This is a genomic window from Nocardia sp. NRRL S-836 (assembly GCF_001279525.1).
Lineage (GTDB): Bacteria > Actinomycetota > Actinomycetes > Mycobacteriales > Pseudonocardiaceae > Lentzea.
In genome coordinates, this window is record NZ_LGDY01000096.1 from 15,451 (window position 1) to 35,369 (window position 19,919).

The window sequence follows — 19,919 nt, forward strand, 5'->3', positions numbered from 1 at the left end:
GACGATCATGAGTCTCGCGCTGCTCGGCGCCGTGGTCGCGGGCTTTGTGATCAACACCAGCGGTCCGGCACCGTTCGTCGCCTTGCTCGTCGTTGTCGCCTGCGCCGCTCTGGCCGGCTACGCCCTGCTGAAGCTCCGACCGGCCTCGTCCGGCATCGTGGCGCCGCCGCTGGTCGTGTTCGCGCTCGCCGCGCTGGGTTTCACCGGCGGTGACTCGTTGTGGCTCACGGCGTTCGGCGACCAGGTGAGCTGCGAGGTCGTCTCGGTGAACACGCACACCAGCCGCAGGTCACCCACGTCGTACAGCAACGACCTGATGTGCGGATCTCAGCGCATCGCGAGCCACTTCCCCGACAACGCCGACCAGCTCGGGAAACCGGGTGACCGCGTCGGTCTGGTGATCGACCGGACGGGGGTCGTTCGTGTGCTCGCGCCGAGCAAGGTGACGTGGTGGCGGAACCTGCTGGTGCCTGCGGCAGCCGTGCTGGGTGCCACGTACGTCGTGCTCGTCGTGCGACTGCCGCGGCGGAGGCCGAAGAACGTCAGGGTCGGCGACTTCCTCTAGACAACACACGGTCACGCGCGAGGCGGTGGTTCCTCCAGCGCGTGACCGCGTGCCCTCCCCACCGGGCAACATACGGCCATTCGGCCCCAACGCGACCGAACGTCGACTTATTGACCAGGATTTGGCAACTCCGCCCACGACTTCACGACGCACAGGCCGCTGCGCAACGCGGTGAGGCCCTCGCGGAACACGGCCATCGTGCGGCGGACGGGTGCGTCGGCGGCTTCGGCTCGGCGGGTGCTGGTCAGCAGGGCCCGGACGCCGGGGAGCAGGGACAGGAGTTCGGCGGTGACGGCGGGGGCGCACGACGAGCCGGTGGCGCGCAGCAGGCGGTCCACCTCGACGGCGCGGCGTTCGAAGGTCCAGGCTGCCTCGCGCAGGCGGTGGGCGCCGGGGGTGAGCAGGGCCGGGTCGCCGCCGACCAGGGACTGGAACTCCGACACCACGGACCTGGTCGTGCCGATCATCGTCTGCACGTCGGTGGTGAAGCGGTCCAGTTCGGCGGAGACGTCGGTGTCCGTCAGGGCAGGGGGAACGGACAGGGCGAGCTCGGCTTCCTCCACGGCGTCCACGAGGGCGCCGGCCAGCGACAGCATCGTGCGACGCCACTGGGGTGAGGAAGGGCCTTCCAGCCAGGCTTGCCGGACCGAGTGGAACTGGCGTTGCACGACGATCTGCACGGCCAGGTCGGGGTTGTCCTCGGTGAGGAACGAGTCGCCGAGCAGGACCACGGGCAGCAGCAGGCCGCGGACGCCGGCGACGAAAGCCTGGTTGTAGAACAGGAACAGCTCTTTGCGGCAGTAGGGGCGGTCGAAGTAGCGGCGGGTCAGGACGGGCAGGAGGACCGTGGCACTGCGGATCGCCGAGCGCAGGACGGGCTGCACGAGGTCGCCCCAGCCGATGGCGTCGCGGTCGAGGAAGATCTCCAGGGAACGGCCGCGGTCGGCGTAGGCGTAGTGGCGCAACGACGCCGCGAACGGGGCGACGAAGTCCATCACCACGTCGTCCTGGCGGGCGTAGCTCAGGAAACAGCGGATCGGCGGGGCGTCGGTCGACGATGTCATCTGCCCTCGTTCGGCGCATTGACAATTCGCAATTCTGCCACCTCCAGCACGATGACGACCCGGCCGGGCTATTGTGCCAGCAAAGCGGTGAATACGTGTTCATCAAGCTTGTGACCAGCAGAAACGGCAGCACACGAATCAATGACAGAAAGTGGACAGGACAATGTCAGCTCCGGTGGCAGACCGGGACGAAACACCTCCGCGGCTGCGTGACGACACGACTCGTTTTCTCTGCGGGGCCGCGCATCGTGACCAGGAGTTCGCGGACTCGGCCATTCGCGAGTACCTCGTGGAGAGCACGCGGTCCATTCCGCGCTCGCCCGGCGTCAACACGGGTGCGGTGTTGCGGGAGGCGGTGGCGGCACGCGCGCGGCGCAAGGTGCGCGACCTGGTGCTGGTGGTGCTGGCGATCCTGGTGCTGGTGGCGGCGGGCGGTGACCTGCTCGGGCTGTGGGTGGTCACCGCCGTGGTCGTGGCGGTCGGGATGACCGGGGCACTGGGGGCACGGGCCAAGGCGGCGAAGCAGGAGAAGAAGGAGGTCCCTCCGCAGCCGCGCGGGCCGCTCGCGCTGGGGGCTGCCGCGGCCGCGGTCGCCGCGTTCCTCGTGCTCTACAAGGTGATCGAGGAGGCGAACCAGCCCAGCGCGGCGTACTGCCGCCGGTACGACGTGTGCGGGCCGAGCGGTGCCGAGGTGGCGTTCACGGTCATCGGCATCCTGCTGATCTTCGCCGTGCTGCTGGCCGACCGGGTGCTGGTGTGGCTGCTGGTCACGAAGAGCTTCCGGCGCAAGGGCTTCCGCGCCAGCGGGCCGCAGCAGCCGTTGTGGGCCAACGAGTGGAAGGTCCGCACGCTCGGGCACTCCGGCTTCGAGAGGGCGCTGGCGCACTTCCCGGTCGAGGACGACGCGCCCGTGCCGGCCGACCGGGCGCAGGTGGTCGTCTACGACGGCTACCGGCCGTTCGTGGGCTCCGGCACCATGTTCGAACCGTGGTCGATGGCGTTGCCGCTCAAGCCGACCGAGGAACACGGGGACCGGCCACGGCCGGGTTTCGCGCTGCCGGAGCTCTACGACCACATCACCGCGGAGCTGCTCAAGACCGGCCGCTCGCCGTCGCTGTCGCCCGGCCACCGCCTCAAGGACCTCACCACCGGTGACCGCGTGGTGATCTCCGCGGTCGAGCTGGTCGACCACATCGACGACCCCGAGGCGCGGATCGTGTTGCCGAACAAGGACAGCGCGCCCCAACGCACCGTCGACCAGTCCGTTGTGGACGGTTTGATCGCCCGGCCGATGGAGTGGATGCGGTACTTCCGCTCGTTCCAGGTGGAGACGTGGGACCGCGACGTCGTGGTGTCGGCCTACCTCACGTTCGGGCTGGACGAGGAGATGCTCTACGTCGAGTGGACGCCCTGCATCCTGCACCCGATCGAGGCGCGGCACCGCCAGATCGACGTGCTGCCCGAGCAGTCGCTGCGGCCGCTGCTGGAGGCACTCGCCGACCTGGTCAGGTTCCCCGCGACGCTGCACCGCCGGTTCGCCACGGCGGTGGGCTGGCTGACCCCGATCCACCAGGCCGACGGCACCCACGTCGCGGCGCGGTACGGCGCCAAGACCAGCCTGCGCGAGCTCGCCAGCGAACGGCAGGTGGACAACTACTTCCAGCTCACCGACATCGAGCGCTACATCAAGGTCCTGGAGTCGCGGCTGCTGCGCACGCTGGGCGAGTTCCTGGAGAGCAAGGGCATCTCGGTCACCGAGTTCATGGAACAGGCCATGCAGGTGACGAACAACAACGTGCACATCACCGGCCCGGTCATCTCCAGCAACATCGCCTCGGCCGGCCGGGCACGAGCGGGCAACGTCACGGCGGGCAGGGAAAAGGCATGAGGGACAACCACGTCGAGATCACCGGGCCCGTGCTGGGCAGCAACATCGGCACCAGCGGGCACGCCAGGGCCGGGGACGTCCACATCGGACACGCCAGGGACGTCGCCGCGGTGCTGCGGCTGCTCGACGCGCTGCGCGAGGAGCTCGGCGAGACCCAGGCTGCCGCGTCGACCGTCGAGGCCGTCGACGACCTGCGGGCCGAGGCGCGCAAACACAAGCCCAGCAGGGACGTCACCGCGCACCTGATGGACAAGCTGGCCGGCCGCGGCCTGGGCGAGCAGATGGAAGACCTCGCGAAGGCGTTCGACGCGCTGTACTGACCCCGGGGGGCCTGCAGAACCGCTAACCGGAGACCCTGCGGGCGGTCGCGAACCGCGGCCGTCCGGCCAGGTCGGCGTGGTCGGCGACGGCGGTCAGCACCCGCCGCGCCGCCAGCAGCGCCGGCACCGACTCGCCCTGCGTGTCGTCGTGCTCGATCCCGACGGACCCGCCCGGCCGCAGCCAGCGCGCGGCCGCCGACACGACGTGCCGGATCACGTCCAGGCCGTCCGCGCCGGAGAACACCGCGTGGTGCGGGTCGTGCACGCCGACCTCGGGCTGCACCGGCGTTCCCTCCGGCACGTAGGGCGGGTTGCACACGACCAGGTCGACGCCACCGTCCAGATCGGACAGCAGCGACGGGTCCGTGGCGTCACCGTGGTGCAGCCGGATCGGCGTGTCCCCCGCCGCCACGCGCGCGTCGGCGTTGCGCCGGGTCCACGACAGCGCCTGCGGGTCCAGCTCCACCGCGTGCACCACCGCGTCCGGCCGGGCCGCCGCGATCGACAACGCCAGCGCGCCCGTGCCCGTGCAAAGGTCCACGACGACCGGTGCCGGCACCCCGGCCACGGCCTTGAGAGCCCACTCCATCAGCAGCTCGGTCTCCGGCCGCGGCACGAACACGCCGGGCCCGACCTCGACCGTGATCGTCCCCATCGGCGCCCAGCCGAGGATGTGCTGCAACGGGATCCGCGCCGCGCGCTGCCCGACCAGCTCGTGCAGCCGGTCGACCACGGGCGGGTCGACCAGCGGGATGAGCGGCAGCCGCCCGCGCTCCACACCGAGCACGTGCGCGACCAGGAGCTCCGCGTCCACGCGCGGGCTGTCCACGCCCGCTTCGGCGAGGATCTTCGCCGCCTCGGCGACGACGGGGCGGAGCGGCTGCCGGTTCGACATCGACGAGCGACCTCAGAAGTTGATCATGTGACCGGCGAGGCCGTGCACGGCTTCCTTGACGGCCTCGGACAGCGTCGGGTGCGCGTGCACGTTGCGCGCGACCTCGTGGACGGTGAGGTCCCACTGCTGCGCCAGCGTGAGCTCGGGCAGCAGCTCGGTCGCCTCGGGGCCGATGATGTGGCCACCGAGCAGCTCGCCGTGCTTGCCGTCGCTGATCAGCTTCACGAAGCCGCCGGGGTCGGCCAGGCCGTGCGCCTTGCCGTTGGCGGTGAACGGGAACTTCGAGACCTGGACGTCGAAGCCCTTCTCCCGGGCCTGCGCCTCGGTGTAGCCGAACGACGCGATCTGCGGCTGGCAGAACGTCGCGCGCGGGATCATCACGTAGTCGAGCTCCATCGTCTCGGCACCCGCGATGGTCTCGGCGGCGATGATGCCCATCGACTCGGCGGTGTGCGCGAGCATCAGCTTCGCGGTCACGTCACCGATGGCGAAGATGTGCGGCACGGACGTGCGGCCGCGGCCGTCGATGTCGATTGCACCGCGCTCGGTGAGCTTCACGCCGGTGTTCTCCAGGCCGTAGCCCTCGACCCGCGGCACGAACCCGATGGCCTGCATGACCTTGTCGGCTTCCAGGACCTCTTCCGCGCCGTTCTTCGACACGGTGACCCGCACCTTGGGGCCGGACTCGTCGATCGACTCGACGCGGGTGCCGACGCGGACGTCGACGCCCATCTTCTTGTAGCGCTTGAGCAGCTCGGCGGACACCTCGGCGTCCTCCAGCGGCACCATCCGGTCGAGGAACTCGACGATGGTCACCTTCACGCCGTAGTTGTGCATGACGTAGGCGAACTCGACGCCGATCGCGCCCGCACCGGCGATGATGATCGACTCGGGCAGGTCCTCGGTCATGATCTGCTCTTCGTAGGTCACGACGCGGTCGGACTTCTGCGTGTTCGGCAGCATCCGGGTCGTGGCGCCCACGGCGATGATCGCGTGGCCGAAGGTGATCGTCTCGTCCCCGACGGTCAGCGTGTGGTCGTCGGTGAAGTTGGCCCACCCGTTGTACTCGGTGATGCCGTTCTTCTTCATGAGGAAGTGCACGCCCTTGACGCGCCCGTCGGCGACCTTGCGGCTGCGCTGCCACGCCGCGCTGTAGTCGAAGCTGACGGTGCCGTCGACCTTGATGCCGAACGTCTTCTGCTCGTGCGTGAAGATGTGCGCGAGCTCAGCGTTGCGCAGGAGAGCCTTCGACGGGATGCAGCCGACGTTCAGGCAGACGCCGCCCCAGTACTTCTCCTCCACGACGGCGGTCTTCAGCCCGAGCTGAGCCGCCCGGATCGCGGCCACGTACCCGCCGGGACCCGCACCCACGACGACGACATCAAAGTGTGCGCTCATGAGTCACACCCTAGGTCCCGAGCTGCTCCTGCAAGAACTCGACGGTCCTTTTCCAGGCGTCCGCGCGCGCGTGCGCGGTGGCCCGCGGAACACCACCACCCGAGAAGGTGACACCGGGCCCCGGATAGGTCACGTCGGTGGCCGGGCGGTGCGGCGGGCCCGCGATCAGGTGTCCTGCCTCGGGATACACGACGTGCTCGTACGGGAACGGGTGATCGTGGTCCTTCAGCCGGCGCAGGGCGACCTCGCTCAGCTCGGCCGACGGCCACCCGTCGTCGTGCCCGGACGAGATGAGCAACACACCGCCGGCGATGTTCTCGACGGGGATCTCCGTGTCCTCCGGCACACCGTCGGACGTGTCGAAGGCGAGCCGCAACGGCACCGGTTCGTCGTTGACGATCCTCGCCCGCAGCTCGTCACTGACGTCGTAGGGCAGGTACGGCAGCGGCTCGCCCTTGTACGTCCACGACGCCGCCTCGTACGAGAGCTTCTGCAGCAGGTTCGCGCCCGGACCGATGGCCTGGGTCACCACGCCGCTGCCGACGACGCTGACGACCGCTTTGACCTGCGGGAACGTGGCGCCGAGCAGCAACGCCAGCTCGCCGCCGCGGGAGCCGCCGACCACACCGATGGCACCGGCCCGTTCGGACAGGTGGCCGATCGCCTCGCCGAAGTACTCCAGCGGGATGTCGACGAGGTGCTCCGGCAGGCCCTCCGCGCCGAAGTAGCCGAGCGCGAACGTCACGAACCCGTGCGCGGCCAGGAGCGCGGCGTCGGTCTCGTGCAGGCCGCCCTCGGAACCGCCCAGCACGATCACGCCGGGGAGCTCCCCCGCGTCGGCCTCCGGGGCGAACAGCGTGCCCACGAGGCCGTTCTCGCGGACCTCGACGCGTTCGACGCCCTCGGGGACGGTGAGCCGCTTGAGCTCCACCTCACCGGCGCCCTCGGCGGACAGGCACAGCGGGCCCGGCTTGCCGCCGGTGCGTTCCAGCGACCAGAACAGGCCCATCCGGTCGACACCGCCGTAGGTGCCTTCCAGCGGCGCGTGCCGGGTGAGGTCCACGACACCGCGTTCGTCGGCCTGGAACACGCCGTGGGACGCGCGGTCGCCTGTGGACAGTTGCACGGTGACCTCGGCGCCGGGCGGTAGTCCGGTCACGACGACGTCCACCGGTTGGTCGAGGGGCGCTATCTGCGGATTCACCAGGATCTCAGCCACAACGCGCCCCTCTCACGTCGGATTACCGGCCTGCGAGCCGTTCCGCCCGGTCAGCGGCAGCCAGAGCGTCCACCACCGCGTCCAGGTCTCCGTCGAGCACCTGGTCCAGGTTATGCGCTTTGTACCCAACCCGGTGATCGGAGATGCGCGATTCGGGGAAGTTGTAGGTCCGCACCCGCTCGCTGCGGTCGACCGTCCGGATCTGGGTGCGGCGGGCGTCGCTCTGCTCCTGCGCCTTCTGCTCCTCGTGCAGCGCGGCGAGGCGGGACTGCAGGACCTGCATCGCGCGGGCCTTGTTCTGCAGCTGGCTGCGCTCGTTCTGGCAGGAGACGACGATGCCGGTCGGCAGGTGCGTGATGCGGACCGCGGAGTCGGTGGTGTTGACCGACTGGCCGCCCTTGCCGCTCGACCGGTAGACGTCGATGCGCAGGTCCTTCTCGTCGATCTCGACCTCGGCGGTCTCCTCGGTCTCCGGGAAGACCAGGACGCCGGCCGCGGACGTGTGGATGCGGCCCTGGCTCTCGGTGACGGGCACGCGCTGCACGCGGTGCACGCCGCCCTCCCACTTCAGCCGGCTCCAGACGCCGTCCGGGGTGGTGGTCTTGGCCTTGATGGCCACCGTGACGTCCTTGAACCCGCCCAGGTCGGAGTCGGTGCCGTCGAGCATCTCGACCTTCCAGCCCTGGCGCTCGGCGTACCGCGTGTACATGCGTAGCAGGTCGCCCGCGAACAGGGCGCTCTCCTCGCCGCCCTCGCCGGACTTGATCTCCAGCAGCACGTCGTCGGCGTCGTGCGGGTCGCGCGGCAGCAGCAGCTCGGTCAGCTTCTCCTCCAGCCTGGGGAGCTGCTCCTCGATCTGCTTGGCCTCGTCGGCGAACGACTGGTCCTCGCTCGCGAGCTCCTTGGCGGCCCCCAGGTCGCTGCGGGCCTGCTCGATCTCACGGGCCGTCTTCACGATCGGGCCGAGCTGGGCGTAGCGCTTGCCGAGCTTGCGCGCCCCCGCCTGGTCAGCGTGCACGGAGGGGTCGGCGAGCTTCTTCTCCAGCTCGTCGTACTCGGCGAGCAGGCTGTCCAGCGACTGCGACACGTTGTCAGGCTCCTGTTGCCTAGGGTGGTCCGGAAACGGCGACGGCGCCTGCCCCGGCCCGCAGGCCGAGGTCAGGCGCCGTGAAAGCAGCTACTTGTTGCGCTTGCCGTAACGCTGCTCGAAGCGCGCCACGCGACCGCCGGTGTCCAGGATGCGCTGCTTGCCCGTGTAGAACGGGTGGCAGTTGGAGCACATCTCGACGCGAACCTCGGACGCGGCGGTGGTGCTGCGCGTCGTGAAGCTGTTACCGCAGCTGCAGGTCACCTCGGTGACGGTGTACTCGGGGTGGATGCCAGTCTTCAAGATCTTGTCCCTTTCAAGGATGGCCGCCGGGTCCCTGTTTCGATGACGGGTGAACCGGAGCCGGACTCGACCACTTAGTTTGCCAGACCGTTCAACACAGGCGTGAACGTGGTTGTTCCCGCAGGCCTGGGGCGGTGTCCGTGGTGGCTGAAGTCACAACCGCTCACCCCCGCCAGTACGCCGTTCGGCGCAAGGTGCCGCCGCTCGGCCGGATGCGACTCCATGTTGTTGGTCGCGTTCCATCAGACTGATAGCCGTGTTCTGCACCGCCGATCGGCAGATGAGCTGGCGCCTCTGGCTGGCCGTGCCGTTCCTGTTCTCCGCCGCCGTGCTCGGCCTCATGGGGTCGGCAGGGCTGGTCACGGCGTCGTACGCGACCGTGCCGCTGTCGCCCGTCGTGTCCGGGGCGGGAGTGGCGGTGGCGGCCGCCGTGTCGGCGGGCGTGCGGTGGCCGAAGGCCTGGCACCGGCACTGGGTGCGCTGGCCGTACCTCGCCGCGGTGCTGGCGTTCGGCGTGCTCGTCGGCGCACTGGAGGTACCCGCGCTGGTCACGGCCGTGCTGGGAGTGCCGGTGCTGCTGGGACTGGTGTTCCAGTGCCTGGTGCAGCAGGACGAGAGCCGGTCCGCCTCCAACTGCCGCTGAACCACGACGTCCGGTCGTTCGGCATTCGAGTGAACAAGCTGAAAATGCCCCCGGTGACCTGCACCGGGGGCATTTTCACGTGAAACCTGCGGGCGATCAGTCCTGCTCGGCGCCCGGCGTCGTCTTCGCCACCTGCATCAGGAACTCGATGTTGGTGCGCGACTTGCGGAGCCGGTCGAGCAGCAGGTCGATGGCCTGCTGGCCGTCCAGCGCGTGCAGGACGCGGCGCAGCTTGTGCGTGACCGCCATCTCGTCCGGCGAGAGCAGCAGCTCTTCCTTGCGCGTACCCGACGAGTCGACGTCGACGGCCGGGAACGTGCGCTTGTCGGCGATCTTGCGGTCGAGCTTGAGCTCGGCGTTGCCGGTGCCCTTGAACTCCTCGAAGATCACCGAGTCGCCGGCGGAGCCGGTCTCGACCAGCGCGGTCGCGATGACGGTCAGCGAGCCGCCGCCCTCGATGTTGCGCGCCGCGCCGAGGAAGCGCTTCGGCGGGTAGAGCGCCGTGGAGTCGACACCACCGGACAGGATGCGACCGGAGGCCGGGGCCGCCAGGTTGTACGCACGGCCCAGACGGGTGATCGAGTCCAGCAGCACGACCACGTCGTGGCCCATCTCCACCAGTCGCTTCGCACGCTCGATGGCGAGCTCGGAGATGGTGGTGTGGTCCGACGGCGGGCGGTCGAAGGTCGAGGCGATGACCTCGCCCTTCACCGAGCGCTGCATGTCGGTGACCTCTTCAGGGCGCTCGTCGACCAGAACGACCATGAGGTGGCACTCGGGGTTGTTCGTGGTGATGGCGTTCGCGATCGACTGCAGCACCGAGGTCTTACCGGCCTTGGGCGGCGACACGACCAGCGCGCGCTGGCCCTTGCCGATCGGCATCACCAGGTCGATGACGCGGGTGGTGAGGATGTGCGGCTCGGTCTCCAGGCGCAGACGCTCGTTCGGGTAGAGCGGCGTCAGCTTGGTGAAGTCCGGGCGGTTGCGCGCCTCGTCCGGGTCCAGGCCGTTGATCTTGTCGACGCGGACCAGCGGGTTGAACTTCTGGCGCTGCTGCTCACCGTCACGCGGCTGGCGGACGGCGCCGGTGATCGCGTCACCGCGGCGCAGACCGTACTTGCGCACCAGCGACAGCGACACGTAGACGTCGTTCGAGCCGGCCAGGTAGCCCGACGTGCGGACGAACGCGTAGTTCTCCAGCACGTCCAGGATGCCCGCGACGGGGAGCAGGACGTCGTCGTCGCGCACCTCGGTCTCGCGGTCGGGACGCTCGCCGCCCTCGCCACGGCCACCGCGGCGGCGACGGTCGCGGAACCGGCCACGACGGCCGCCGTCCTCGTCGTCGGGCTGCTGGTTGCCCTGGCGATCGCGGTCACGACCCCGGTCGCCGCGGTCACCGCGGTCGCCCCGGTCGGAACGCTCACGGCGCTCGCCGCGCTCCTGGCGGTCACCGCGCTCGGAACGCTCGCCACGGTCGGAACGCTCGCTGCGCTCCGCACGCTCGGGACGTTCGCCGCGGTCAGCCCGCTCACCACGGTCAGCCCGCTCGGAACGGTCAGCACGCTCACCACGGTCGGTCCGCTCGCCGCGGTCGGAACGCTCGGAGCGCTCGCCACGGTCAGCACGCTCGGGCCGGTCAGCCCGCTCGGAACGCTCGACGCGCTCCTGCGGCTGCTGCTGGCCCTCGCCCGCCTCGGCGTTGCCACCACCGCGGCCGGACCGGCGGCGGCGGTTGCCACGGCGACCGCCCTCCTCGGAGTTGCGGCCCCCGTCCTCGGCCCCAGCGTCGGCGGCGGCGGGCTTCTCGGCCACGTCGAGCTGCTGCTGAACAGGCTTTTCCGCGGGCTTCTCGACCACCGGCTGCTCCGCGACGGGAGCCGGCTTCTCAGCGGCCTGCTTGGGGGCCCGCGCCGGCTTCTCGGCCTTCGCGGGGGCGCCGGAGCCCTGCTTCTCCTTGATGGCCGCGATCAGGTCTCCCTTGCGCAGGCCAGCGGTTCCGGTGATGCCCAGCTGCCCGGCGAGCTCACGCAGCTCAGCGAGGACCATGCCGGACAGACCCGCGCGGCGGCGCGGCGTCGTGCCGTTCGAAGGGGTGGACAGAGCGGTCTCCTCGGCTCCAGAACCAGAAGCAGCTGCGACATCGCTGCTCAGCAAATCGGTGTTGCTCACACATGTCCTTCCTGACCAGGCCCCGCCTCCTACGCGGCCCAGCGGACCCGTCTTCCCGCTTCAACTGGGGAACGACGGTCAGTCCGATGCAGACGGAAGCACACACCGCTTCCGGCAAGCACGGGACTTTTGTCAGGTCACACGGCGATCGGGTGCCTCTTTTGCGTCCGCCCCGCCCGCACGGCACAGAGCCGGAACACAAAAGGATTGCGACCCGGAACGAATGTCCGGGCGCGACACCGGCGCCCGTGCGCTCGGTGACTGATCGCCCCCGAGGGTAGACGCCGGTTCTCCTGCATGCAACAACCGGGGTCGGGCGTGTCAGTCCAATGGACGAACACGTACGCCGGCGGCGTCGACGTCGAGTCTCCGCACGTCGAAGCCGTGCACGTCCACCTCGTCCGGAACGTCCCCGAACGCGATCACGGTGGGTCCCGCTCCGGACACGCAGGCGGGAACCCCGAGCTTGCGGAGATCGTTGATCACTCGAACGGTGTCGGGCCACGCGGGCTCGCGGTAGTTCTGGTGGAGGCGATCCTCAGTAGCGGCAAGGAGAACCGACGGGTCCGAGGTCAGGGCGTGCACCGCCAGGGCGGCCCGCCCGGCGGCGTGCGCGGCGTCGGCGTGCGGCACCTCGGCCGGAAGCAGGCCGCGGGTGGTCTTGGTGGACGACTCCTGCGACGGGACCAGCACGACCGGGCGCACCCGTGCGTCAGCGGCCATCCGGACCGCCCGGTACCGCTCCCCCTCCGACCACGCGACGACCACACCGCCGTAGAGGGCGGCGGCGGCGTTGTCCGCGTGGCCCTCGAACTCGGCGGCGATTTGCAACGCGTCCGTGTCCAACTCGCGACCCGTGAGGGTGAACCCGGCTGCGACACCCGCCACGATCGCGGCGGCCGAAGAGCCGAGCCCGCGTGCGTGCGGAATCACGTTGTGGCACTTCAGAGCGAGCCCACCGGAGTAGCCGGCGGCACGGACGGCCCGCACGACGAGGTGTGACTCGTCGAGCGGGACCTCACCCGATCCGGCGCCCTCGACCGTGACCGAGAGGCCCTCGGCGACGGCGACCTCGACCTCGTCGTACAACCCGAGTGCCATGCCCAGCGCGTCGAACCCCGAACCGAGGTTCGCGGTCGACGCGGGGACGGTGACGACGAACCTCACGCGAGCTCCAGCGCGTGTGCCACGGCGCCGGGGTCGACCGGCACCGGCTCGACCTCGGTGGTGCCGAGCAGCGCGGTGTCGGGGTCCTTCAGACCGTGTCCGGTGACGGTGCACACAACCGTCGAGCCCTGGGGCAGCCGGCCGTCCCGCGCGGTCTGCAGCAGACCCGCGATGGACGCCGCGGACGCGGGCTCCACGAAGATGCCCTCCGACGACGCCAGCAGCCGGTAGGCCTCGAGGATCTGCTCGTCGGTGACCGCGTCGATCAGGCCGCCGGACTCGTCACGGGCGTTGACCGCACCGGTCCACGAGGCGGGGCTGCCGATCCGGATGGCGGTCGCGATGGTCTCCGGGTTCGGCACCGGCTGACCGGACACGAGCGGCGCGGCACCGGCGGCCTGGAACCCGAACATGCGGGGCAGGCCCCGGTCGTAGGACGTGTAGCCCTTCCAGTACGCGGTGATGTTGCCCGCGTTGCCGACCGGCAGGCAGTGCACGTCCGGCGCCCGGCCGAGCACGTCGCAGACCTCCCACGCGGCGGTCTGCTGCCCGACCAGCCGCACCGGGTTGACCGAGTTGACCAGGGTGACCGGGTACTCGGCCGCGGTCTTCGACGCGAGCTCCAGGCAGTCGTCGAAGTTGCCGTCGATCTGCAGGATCTTCGCGCCGTGCATCACGGCCTGCGCGAGCTTGCCCATCGCGATCTTGCCGCTGGGCACCAGCACCGCCGCCGTCAGACCGGCCTTGGCCGCGTAGGCGGCCGCGGAGGCCGACGTGTTGCCGGTCGAGGCGCAGATGACCGCCTTCAGTCCGGAGGCGAGCGCGTAGGTCATGGCCACGGTCATGCCGCGGTCCTTGAACGAGCCGGTCGGGTTCGCGCCCTCGACCTTGACCCACACGTCCGACCCGGTCGTCGCGGACAGCCGCTGGGCGTGCACCAGCGGCGTGCCGCCCTCGTGCAGCGTGACGACCTCCGCGCCCTCCGGGATCTCGATGCGGTCCCGGTAGGCGTTGATGAGTCCGGGCCAGCCTGCTCTGACAGCGCTCATCACTCTTCGCCCTCCACCCTCATGACGCTGACGACGTCCCGCACCACGGGGAGGCCACCGACTTTGTCCACAGTGGACCGCAGCGCGGCGTCGGTCGCCGCGTGCGTGACGATCACCAGGCTGGCGTCCTCGGTGCGACCCTCCTGGCGCACCGCGGCGATGCTCACGTCGTGCTCGGCGAAGACGGCGGCGACCTGCGACAGGACACCGGCCTTGTCCGCCACGTCGAGGCTGATGTGGTAGCGGGTGGGCGTGTTGCCCATCGGCTGCGCGGGCAGCGCCGCGTAGGCCGACTCGCGCGGACCACGCCCGCTCGCGACCTTGTTGCGCGCCACGGCGACCAGGTCGCCCAGCACCGCGCTCGCCGTCGGGGCGCCACCGGCGCCCTGCCCGTAGAACATCATCTCCCCCGCCGCGTCGGCCTCGACGAACACCGCGTTGAACGCACCGTTCACACTCGCCAGCGGATGCGTCCTGGGGATCATGGCCGGGTGCACTCGAACGGCGACTGACTCCTGACCGGACGGGCTCACGACCCGTTCGCAGATCGCGAGCAGCTTCACCGTGCGGCCCAGGCCCTTCGCCGCCGCGATGTCGGCGGCACTGACCTGGCGGATGCCCTCGCGGTACACGTCCGCGGCCGTCACCCGCGTGTGGAACGCGAGCGACGCGAGGATCGCGGCCTTCGACGCGGCGTCGAAGCCGTCCACGTCGGCGGTCGGGTCGGCCTCGGCGTACCCCAGCCGCGAGGCCTCCTCCAGCGTCTCGGCGTAGCCGGCGCCGGTGGCATCCATCGCGGACAGGATGAAGTTCGTGGTGCCGTTGACGATGCCCATCACGCGCGTGATCCGGTCGCCGGCGAGGGACTCCCGCAGCGGGCGCAGCAACGGGATCGCACCGGCGACGGCCGCCTCGAAGTAGAGGTCGGCACCGGAGCCGTCCGCCGCCTCGAACAGGTCGGAACCGTGCTCGGCCAGCAGCGCCTTGTTCGCCGTCACGACGGACTTGCCGTTGTGCAGCGCCTCCAGCAGCAGCCCGCGCGTGGGGTCGATGCCCCCGATGACCTCGACGACCACGTCCACGTCGTCGGACTTCACCAGCGCGGACGCGTCCGTCGTGAGCAGGTGCTCCGGCACCTCGCGGTGCTTGTTCGGCCTGCGCACCGCGATCCCGGCGAGCTCGATCGGCGCACCGATGCGGGCCGCGAGGTCACCGGCCTGGTCCGTCAGCAGCCGGACCACCTCCGTGCCCACCGTGCCGCACCCGAGCAGCGCCACCCGGATGGGTGTGGGCTTGCCTCCGGCTGATTCCTTGGCGAGCACCGTTCATACCTCCAGACGGAACAGGTCGTCCTCGGTCTCGCGGCGCAGCAGCAGCCGCGCCTCCCCGTCGGTCACCGCGGCGAGCGCGGGCCTCGGAAGTCGGTTGTACCCGCTCGCCATCGAGTAGCAGTAGGCCCCCGTCGCAGCCACCGCCACCAGGTCGCCCGGCGCGAGGTCGTCGGGCAGCCAGCAGTCGCGCACCACGATGTCACCGGACTCGCAGTGTTTGCCCACGACGCGGCACAGCACCGCCCGCGAATCGGGCTCCGCGGCACGGGACACCAGCCTGCAGTCGTAGACCGCGTCGTAGAGCGCCGTGCGGATGTTGTCGCTCATGCCGCCGTCGACGCTGACGTACCGGCGGCGCGCGCCACCGTCGAGCTCGACGTCCTTGATCGTGCCGACCTCGTACACGGTGACCGTGCCGGGGCCGACGATCGCGCGGCCGGGCTCGACCGCGATGCGCGGCATCTCCAGGCCGTTGTGCTCGCACTCCTTCTGCACGATGTTGTGCAGCTGCCGCGCGAGCTCCGCGGGCGGGGGCGGGTCGTCGTCCGGGGTGTAGGCGATGCCGAGACCGCCGCCGAGGTCGACGGTGGTCAGCGAGTCGATCTCGCCGTGCTCCTCGCGGATGTCCGCCAGCAGGCCGATCACGCGGCGGGCGGCGACCTCGAAGCCGGACGCGTCGAAGATCTGCGAGCCGATGTGGCTGTGCAGGCCGACGAGCCGCAGGCCGCTCGCCTTCAGCACGCGGCGCACGGCCTCGGCCGCGTCACCGGAGGACAGCGAGAAGCCGAACTTCTGGTCCTCGTGCGCGGTCGCGATGAACTCGTGGGTGTGCGCCTCGACGCCGACCGTCACGCGGATCAGCACCGGCTGCACCACACCACGGTCGCGCGCGATCTGGTCGAGCCGCGCGATCTCGTGGTAGGAGTCGACGACGATCCCGCCGACACCCGCCTCCACGGCCGCGATCAGCTCGGCGGCGCTCTTGTTGTTGCCGTGCAACGCGATCCGCTCGGCCGGGAAGTCCGCCCTGAGCGCGATCGCCAGCTCACCGCCGCTGCAGACGTCGATGGAGAGGCCCTCCTCGGCCACCCACCGCGCGACCTGGACGCTCAGGAACGCCTTGGAGGCGTAGTGCACCAGCGTCGGGTCGCCGAACGCCTGGGCGTGCTCACGGCAGCGCGCGCGGAAGTCCTGCTCGTCCATGACGAACAACGGGGTGCCGTACTGCTCGGCGAGCCCGCGCACGTCCACGCCCGCCAGCTCCACGACACCGTCGGCGGTGCGGGAGGCGTTGCGCGGCCACACCTTCGGGTGCAGGTGGTCGAGCTGGTCGGCGGTGGAGGGGCGGTCGCCGGCGGTGGTGCCGGGAACCACGACGTCGGCGTGCCGGGGTCCGGCCGGGTGCGCGCGCATCACATGCGCTCCGGGGCGGTCACGCCGAGCAGGCGCAGGCCCGCGGCGAACACGCGCCTGGTCGCGTTGACGAGCTGAAGCCTGACCTGGTGCAACGGAGTCGTCTCCTCATCGCCGCGTGGCAGCACGCGGCAGTCCTGCTGGAAGCGGTGGTAGGTACCCGCGAGCTCTTCGAGGTAGCGGGCGACGCGGTGCGGTTCGCGCAGCTCGGCGGCGGTGGCCACCACTCGCGGGAACTCGCCGATGGTGCGGATGAGGTCGCCCTCGCGCTCGTGGGTGAGCAGCGCGAAGTCCGCACCGGGGGTGATGCCGAGGTCGGCGGCGTTGCGCAGGATCGACGACGTGCGCGCGTGGGCGTACTGCACGTAGTAGACCGGGTTGTCGTTGCTGTGCTTGCGCAGCAGGTCGAGGTCGATGTCCAGGCCGGAGTCGACGCTCGACCGGACCATGGCGTAGCGGGCGGCGTCCACCCCGACCGCGTCGACCAGGTCCTCCATCGTGATGACGGTGCCGGCGCGCTTGCTCATCCGCACCGGCTGGCCGCCGCTGACGAGGTTCACGAGCTGGCCGATCAGCACCTCGACGCTGTCCGGGTCGTCGCCGAGGGCGGCCGCGGCGGCCTTGAGGCGCGCGATGTAGCCGTGGTGGTCCGCGCCGAGCATGTAGATGCACAGGTCGAAGCCACGGCCGCGCTTGTCCACGAGGTAGGCGATGTCGCCGGCGATGTAGGCCGGGTTGCCGTCGCTCTTGATGACGACGCGGTCCTTGTCGTCACCGAAGTCGGTGGACCGCAGCCACCAGGCGCCGTCCTTCTCGTACAACGTGCCGTTGGCCTTGAGCTTGGCGACCGCCTCGTCCACCCGGCCGCCGCGGTGCAGCGAGTCCTCGTGGAAGAACACGTCGAAGTCGGTGCCGAAGTCGTGCAGACTGCGCTTGATCTCGTCGAACATCAGCCCGACACCGACCCTGCGGACCGTCTCGGGGTCGGTCAGCGCGCCCGGCTCGCGGCGCAACACCTCGGCGGCGATGTCGCTCACGTACGTGCCCGCGTAGCCGTCCTCCGGCGCGGGCTCGCCCTTCGCGGCGGCGATCAGAGACCGGACGAACCGGTCGATCTGCGCACCCGCGTCGTTGAAGTAGTACTCGCGGGTGACCTCGCCGCCGCGGGCCTGCAGGATCCGGCCGAGCGCGTCGCCGACGGCCGCCCAGCGCGCGCCACCCAGGTGGATGGGGCCGGTCGGGTTCGCGGAGACGAACTCCAGGTTGATCTTCTTGCCCTTGAGCTCGTCGCCGGTGCCGTAGCCCTCGCGCAGCGCGTCCTCGACGATCGCGCCCTGCGCCTCGGTGGCGATGGTGAGGTTGAGGAAGCCCGGTCCCGCCACGTCGGCCTTCGCGATGGCCGCCTGGGTCCGCAGGGCCTCGGCGAGCCACGTGGCGAGGTCGCGCGGGGCGACACCGACCTTCTTGGCGAGCTGCAGCGCGACGTTCGTGGCGTAGTCGCCGTGCTCGGGGTTCCTGGGTCGCTCGACGGCCACCTGCTCCGGTGCGGCGGCGGTGTCCAGGCCCCGGTCGGAGAGCAGCCGGGCAACCGTTGTCCGAACCAGATCGGCGAGCGCGTCAGGGGTCACGGACGATGAGTCTAGAGAAGCGTTGTCGCAGGTCTCGACCGGGATACCGGGTCTCGGAGGGTGAGACGGCAAGTGTTAACGCGCACGTGGTAGTGCACTGCCCTGACAGTGATCAGACACGTTGTCCCTACACTGGCGCCGGTTGACCAGGACGACATCTGAGGCGGACATGACCAGCGGCAAGAAGACGAAGGCCACACGCAACAGCGTGGCCGCAGCCCGTTCCTCGGTGGTGGGGAAGAAGCCCAAGCCGTGGGGCACGATCATCGCGGTAGTCGCCGTGCTGGGTCTCGCCGGCGGCGTCTTCGGATACGCGTACTCGCAGATCCACGCGCAGAACGTCAAAGAGGCCGCCCTGGCCAAGTGGAAGCCCTCCGACACCAACAAGGACCCGTCGACGCAGCTCGCGGGCATCGTGGTCAAGGAGTACAAGGGTTCCCGCCACGTCGAGGCGACCCAGCGCGTCGCCTACGACCAGACCCCCGCGTTCGGCGGCCCGCACGACGGCCAGTGGGCCGACTGCACCGGTGTCGTCTACGACAAGGCGGTCCGCACCGAGAACATGGTCCACGGCCTGGAGCACGGCGCCGTGTGGATCGCGTACAACCCGGACCAGGTCTCCGGCGACGCCCTGGGCAAGCTCAAGACCAAGGTCGAGGGCATCCCGTACATGATGATGTCGCCGTACCCCGGCCTCGACAAGCCGATCTCGCTGCAGGCGTGGGGCCACCAGCTGAAGGTCGACAACGCCGACGACGAGCGCATCGACCAGTTCGTCTCCTCGCTGCTGCGCAACTCGAACACCTACCCCGAGGTCGGCGCGTCCTGCGAGAACTCGGCGTTCCTGTCGAACCCGGCCCCGTTCGTGGCCGAGAAGCCGGGCGCCGACGCCGTGCCGATGGACGGCGGCAAGGACGACTCCGCCACCGAGGGCCAGCCGAACGCCAGCACGCCGCCGCCGTCGGGCTCCGTCTCGACGCCGCCTTCGAGCTGATGTCGGTCCCTCCCTCCGACGACGAGGTCGTGGTCGTGGGCTCCGGGCGCCCCTCGGGTGTCGCCCGGACCCTCGTCATCACCGCCGCCGTGCTCGCCGTGCTGCTGCTGGGCGCGGCCGTCGGCCTGCTGGTGAAGCTCCCCGGCTCGTCGTCCACGTCGGCCGCCCCCGCCTCCGGCTCGGTCGACGTCGGCTTCTGCCAGGACATGGCCATGCACCACCTGCAGGGCATCCAGATGGCCAACACCGCCCGCGACCGCTCCACCGACCCCGACGTCCGCCAGCTCGCCTTCGACATCGCCTCCACCCAGCTCGAACAGGTGGGCCGCATGAAGGGCTGGCTGATGATGTGGAACGAACACGAGCAGAACGTCTCCGGCGTCTACATGACCTGGATGAACGAGTCGGGCGTCCACGGCCACGGCGCCACCACGCCGGAACCCGGCAAGCCCGCCATGCCCGGCATGGCCACCACCGACGAGCTGCAGAAGCTCCGCTCGCTGACCGGCCGCGACCTCGACGTGTACTTCCTCCAGCTGATGCTCCGCCACCACCTCGGCGGCGCCCCGATGGCCGAGTACGCCTCGACCCACGCTGGCCAGCCCGCGGTGCGCACGCTGGCCGAGAACATGCTGAAGTCGCAGTCGGCCGAGACCGAGCTGATGAAGGACTACCTGGCCAAGCGCGGAGCCGCCCCGCTGCCGTAGCCAGGTTGGTCAACACCCGCGGGCCGTCCCCTTCTTCGGAGGGGGACGGCCTTGTGCGTTGGCCGGGACACTGATCGCC

General features: G+C 70.4%; 18 protein-coding genes. 6 read left to right on the plus strand and 12 right to left on the minus strand.

Annotated elements, in window-relative coordinates; translation table 11 throughout:
• Positions 1–7: 7 nt before the first annotated feature.
• Entirely contained in the window at positions 8–565 is a 558-nt protein-coding gene (locus ADL03_RS18285; RefSeq protein WP_157528894.1) for a hypothetical protein, read from the plus strand.
• 107 nt (positions 566–672) lie between these two features.
• Here ADL03_RS18285 and ADL03_RS18290 read toward each other — a convergent pair whose 3' ends face one another.
• Positions 673–1,629, minus strand: a complete 957-nt coding sequence (locus tag ADL03_RS18290; RefSeq protein ID WP_053734691.1) for a TIR domain-containing protein — start codon at positions 1,627–1,629, stop codon at positions 673–675.
• A 175-nt stretch (positions 1,630–1,804) separates the two neighbouring features.
• Between ADL03_RS18290 and ADL03_RS18295 the strand changes: the two genes are divergently transcribed.
• Both ADL03_RS18295 and ADL03_RS18300 read left to right on the plus strand, forming a co-directional pair.
• A complete protein-coding gene (locus tag ADL03_RS18295; RefSeq protein ID WP_157528896.1) occupies positions 1,805–3,517 on the plus strand; it encodes a hypothetical protein in 1,713 nt (570 codons plus the stop codon).
• The gene (locus tag ADL03_RS18300; RefSeq protein WP_053734693.1) at positions 3,514–3,837 is read left to right on the plus strand and encodes a hypothetical protein; all 324 of its coding nucleotides are present in this window, start codon (positions 3,514–3,516) and stop codon (positions 3,835–3,837) included. The genes ADL03_RS18295 and ADL03_RS18300 overlap by 4 nt, the downstream gene beginning before the upstream one ends.
• 22 nt (positions 3,838–3,859) lie before the next feature.
• On the opposite strand, the gene prmC is transcribed toward ADL03_RS18300, so the two are convergent.
• The 5 genes from prmC to rpmE all read right to left on the minus strand — a co-directional run bounded on the left by prmC (position 3,860) and on the right by rpmE (position 8,739).
• Entirely contained in the window at positions 3,860–4,732 is an 873-nt protein-coding gene (prmC, locus tag ADL03_RS18305) for a peptide chain release factor N(5)-glutamine methyltransferase (protein ID WP_053734694.1), read from the minus strand.
• Positions 4,733–4,744: 12 nt separating this feature from the next.
• The gene (gene lpdA / locus ADL03_RS18310) at positions 4,745–6,130 is read right to left on the minus strand and encodes a dihydrolipoyl dehydrogenase (RefSeq protein WP_053734695.1); all 1,386 of its coding nucleotides are present in this window, start codon (positions 6,128–6,130) and stop codon (positions 4,745–4,747) included.
• Between the two features lie 10 nt (positions 6,131–6,140).
• Complete coding sequence (locus tag ADL03_RS18315; protein ID WP_082373248.1) at positions 6,141–7,349, minus strand: acyl-CoA thioester hydrolase/BAAT C-terminal domain-containing protein; 1,209 nt, start codon at positions 7,347–7,349, stop codon at positions 6,141–6,143.
• A gap of 22 nt (positions 7,350–7,371) precedes the next feature.
• Positions 7,372–8,436 carry a peptide chain release factor 1 gene (gene prfA, locus ADL03_RS18320; protein ID WP_053734697.1) on the minus strand — a complete coding sequence of 355 codons (1,065 nt, stop codon included), beginning with the start codon at positions 8,434–8,436 and terminating at the stop codon, positions 7,372–7,374.
• Positions 8,437–8,526: 90 nt separating this feature from the next.
• Positions 8,527–8,739, minus strand: coding sequence for a 50S ribosomal protein L31 (rpmE, locus tag ADL03_RS18325; protein ID WP_053734698.1), 213 nt, complete (start codon positions 8,737–8,739; stop codon positions 8,527–8,529).
• Positions 8,740–8,995: 256 nt separating this feature from the next.
• On the opposite strand from rpmE, the gene ADL03_RS18330 reads away from it, so the two are divergent.
• Complete coding sequence (locus ADL03_RS18330; protein ID WP_053734699.1) at positions 8,996–9,382, plus strand: hypothetical protein; 387 nt, start codon at positions 8,996–8,998, stop codon at positions 9,380–9,382.
• A gap of 96 nt (positions 9,383–9,478) precedes the next feature.
• Here the strand turns inward: ADL03_RS18330 and rho are convergent, their stop codons facing one another.
• The 6 genes from rho to argS all read right to left on the minus strand — a co-directional run bounded on the left by rho (position 9,479) and on the right by argS (position 18,139).
• Positions 9,479–11,551, minus strand: coding sequence for a transcription termination factor Rho (gene rho, locus ADL03_RS18335; protein WP_082373249.1), 2,073 nt, complete (start codon positions 11,549–11,551; stop codon positions 9,479–9,481).
• A 321-nt stretch (positions 11,552–11,872) separates the two neighbouring features.
• The gene (gene thrB, locus ADL03_RS18340; protein ID WP_053734701.1) at positions 11,873–12,718 is read right to left on the minus strand and encodes a homoserine kinase; all 846 of its coding nucleotides are present in this window, start codon (positions 12,716–12,718) and stop codon (positions 11,873–11,875) included.
• Complete coding sequence (thrC, locus tag ADL03_RS18345; protein ID WP_053734702.1) at positions 12,715–13,767, minus strand: threonine synthase; 1,053 nt, start codon at positions 13,765–13,767, stop codon at positions 12,715–12,717. The genes thrB and thrC overlap by 4 nt, the downstream gene beginning before the upstream one ends.
• Positions 13,767–15,089, minus strand: coding sequence for a homoserine dehydrogenase (locus ADL03_RS18350; protein ID WP_053734703.1), 1,323 nt, complete (start codon positions 15,087–15,089; stop codon positions 13,767–13,769). The genes thrC and ADL03_RS18350 overlap by 1 nt, the downstream gene beginning before the upstream one ends.
• A gap of 3 nt (positions 15,090–15,092) precedes the next feature.
• Entirely contained in the window at positions 15,093–16,511 is a 1,419-nt protein-coding gene (gene lysA, locus ADL03_RS18355; protein WP_053734704.1) for a diaminopimelate decarboxylase, read from the minus strand.
• Complete coding sequence (gene argS, locus ADL03_RS18360; RefSeq protein ID WP_053734705.1) at positions 16,511–18,139, minus strand: arginine--tRNA ligase; 1,629 nt, start codon at positions 18,137–18,139, stop codon at positions 16,511–16,513. The genes lysA and argS overlap by 1 nt, the downstream gene beginning before the upstream one ends.
• A gap of 142 nt (positions 18,140–18,281) precedes the next feature.
• On the opposite strand from argS, the gene ADL03_RS18365 reads away from it, so the two are divergent.
• Both ADL03_RS18365 and ADL03_RS18370 read left to right on the plus strand, forming a co-directional pair.
• Positions 18,282–19,133 carry a DUF3105 domain-containing protein gene (locus tag ADL03_RS18365; protein ID WP_231641987.1) on the plus strand — a complete coding sequence of 284 codons (852 nt, stop codon included), beginning with the start codon at positions 18,282–18,284 and terminating at the stop codon, positions 19,131–19,133.
• A complete protein-coding gene (locus tag ADL03_RS18370; RefSeq protein WP_053734707.1) occupies positions 19,133–19,840 on the plus strand; it encodes a DUF305 domain-containing protein in 708 nt (235 codons plus the stop codon). Before ADL03_RS18365 ends, ADL03_RS18370 begins: the two co-directional genes overlap by 1 nt.
• The last annotated feature ends 79 nt before the right edge of the window (positions 19,841–19,919 follow it).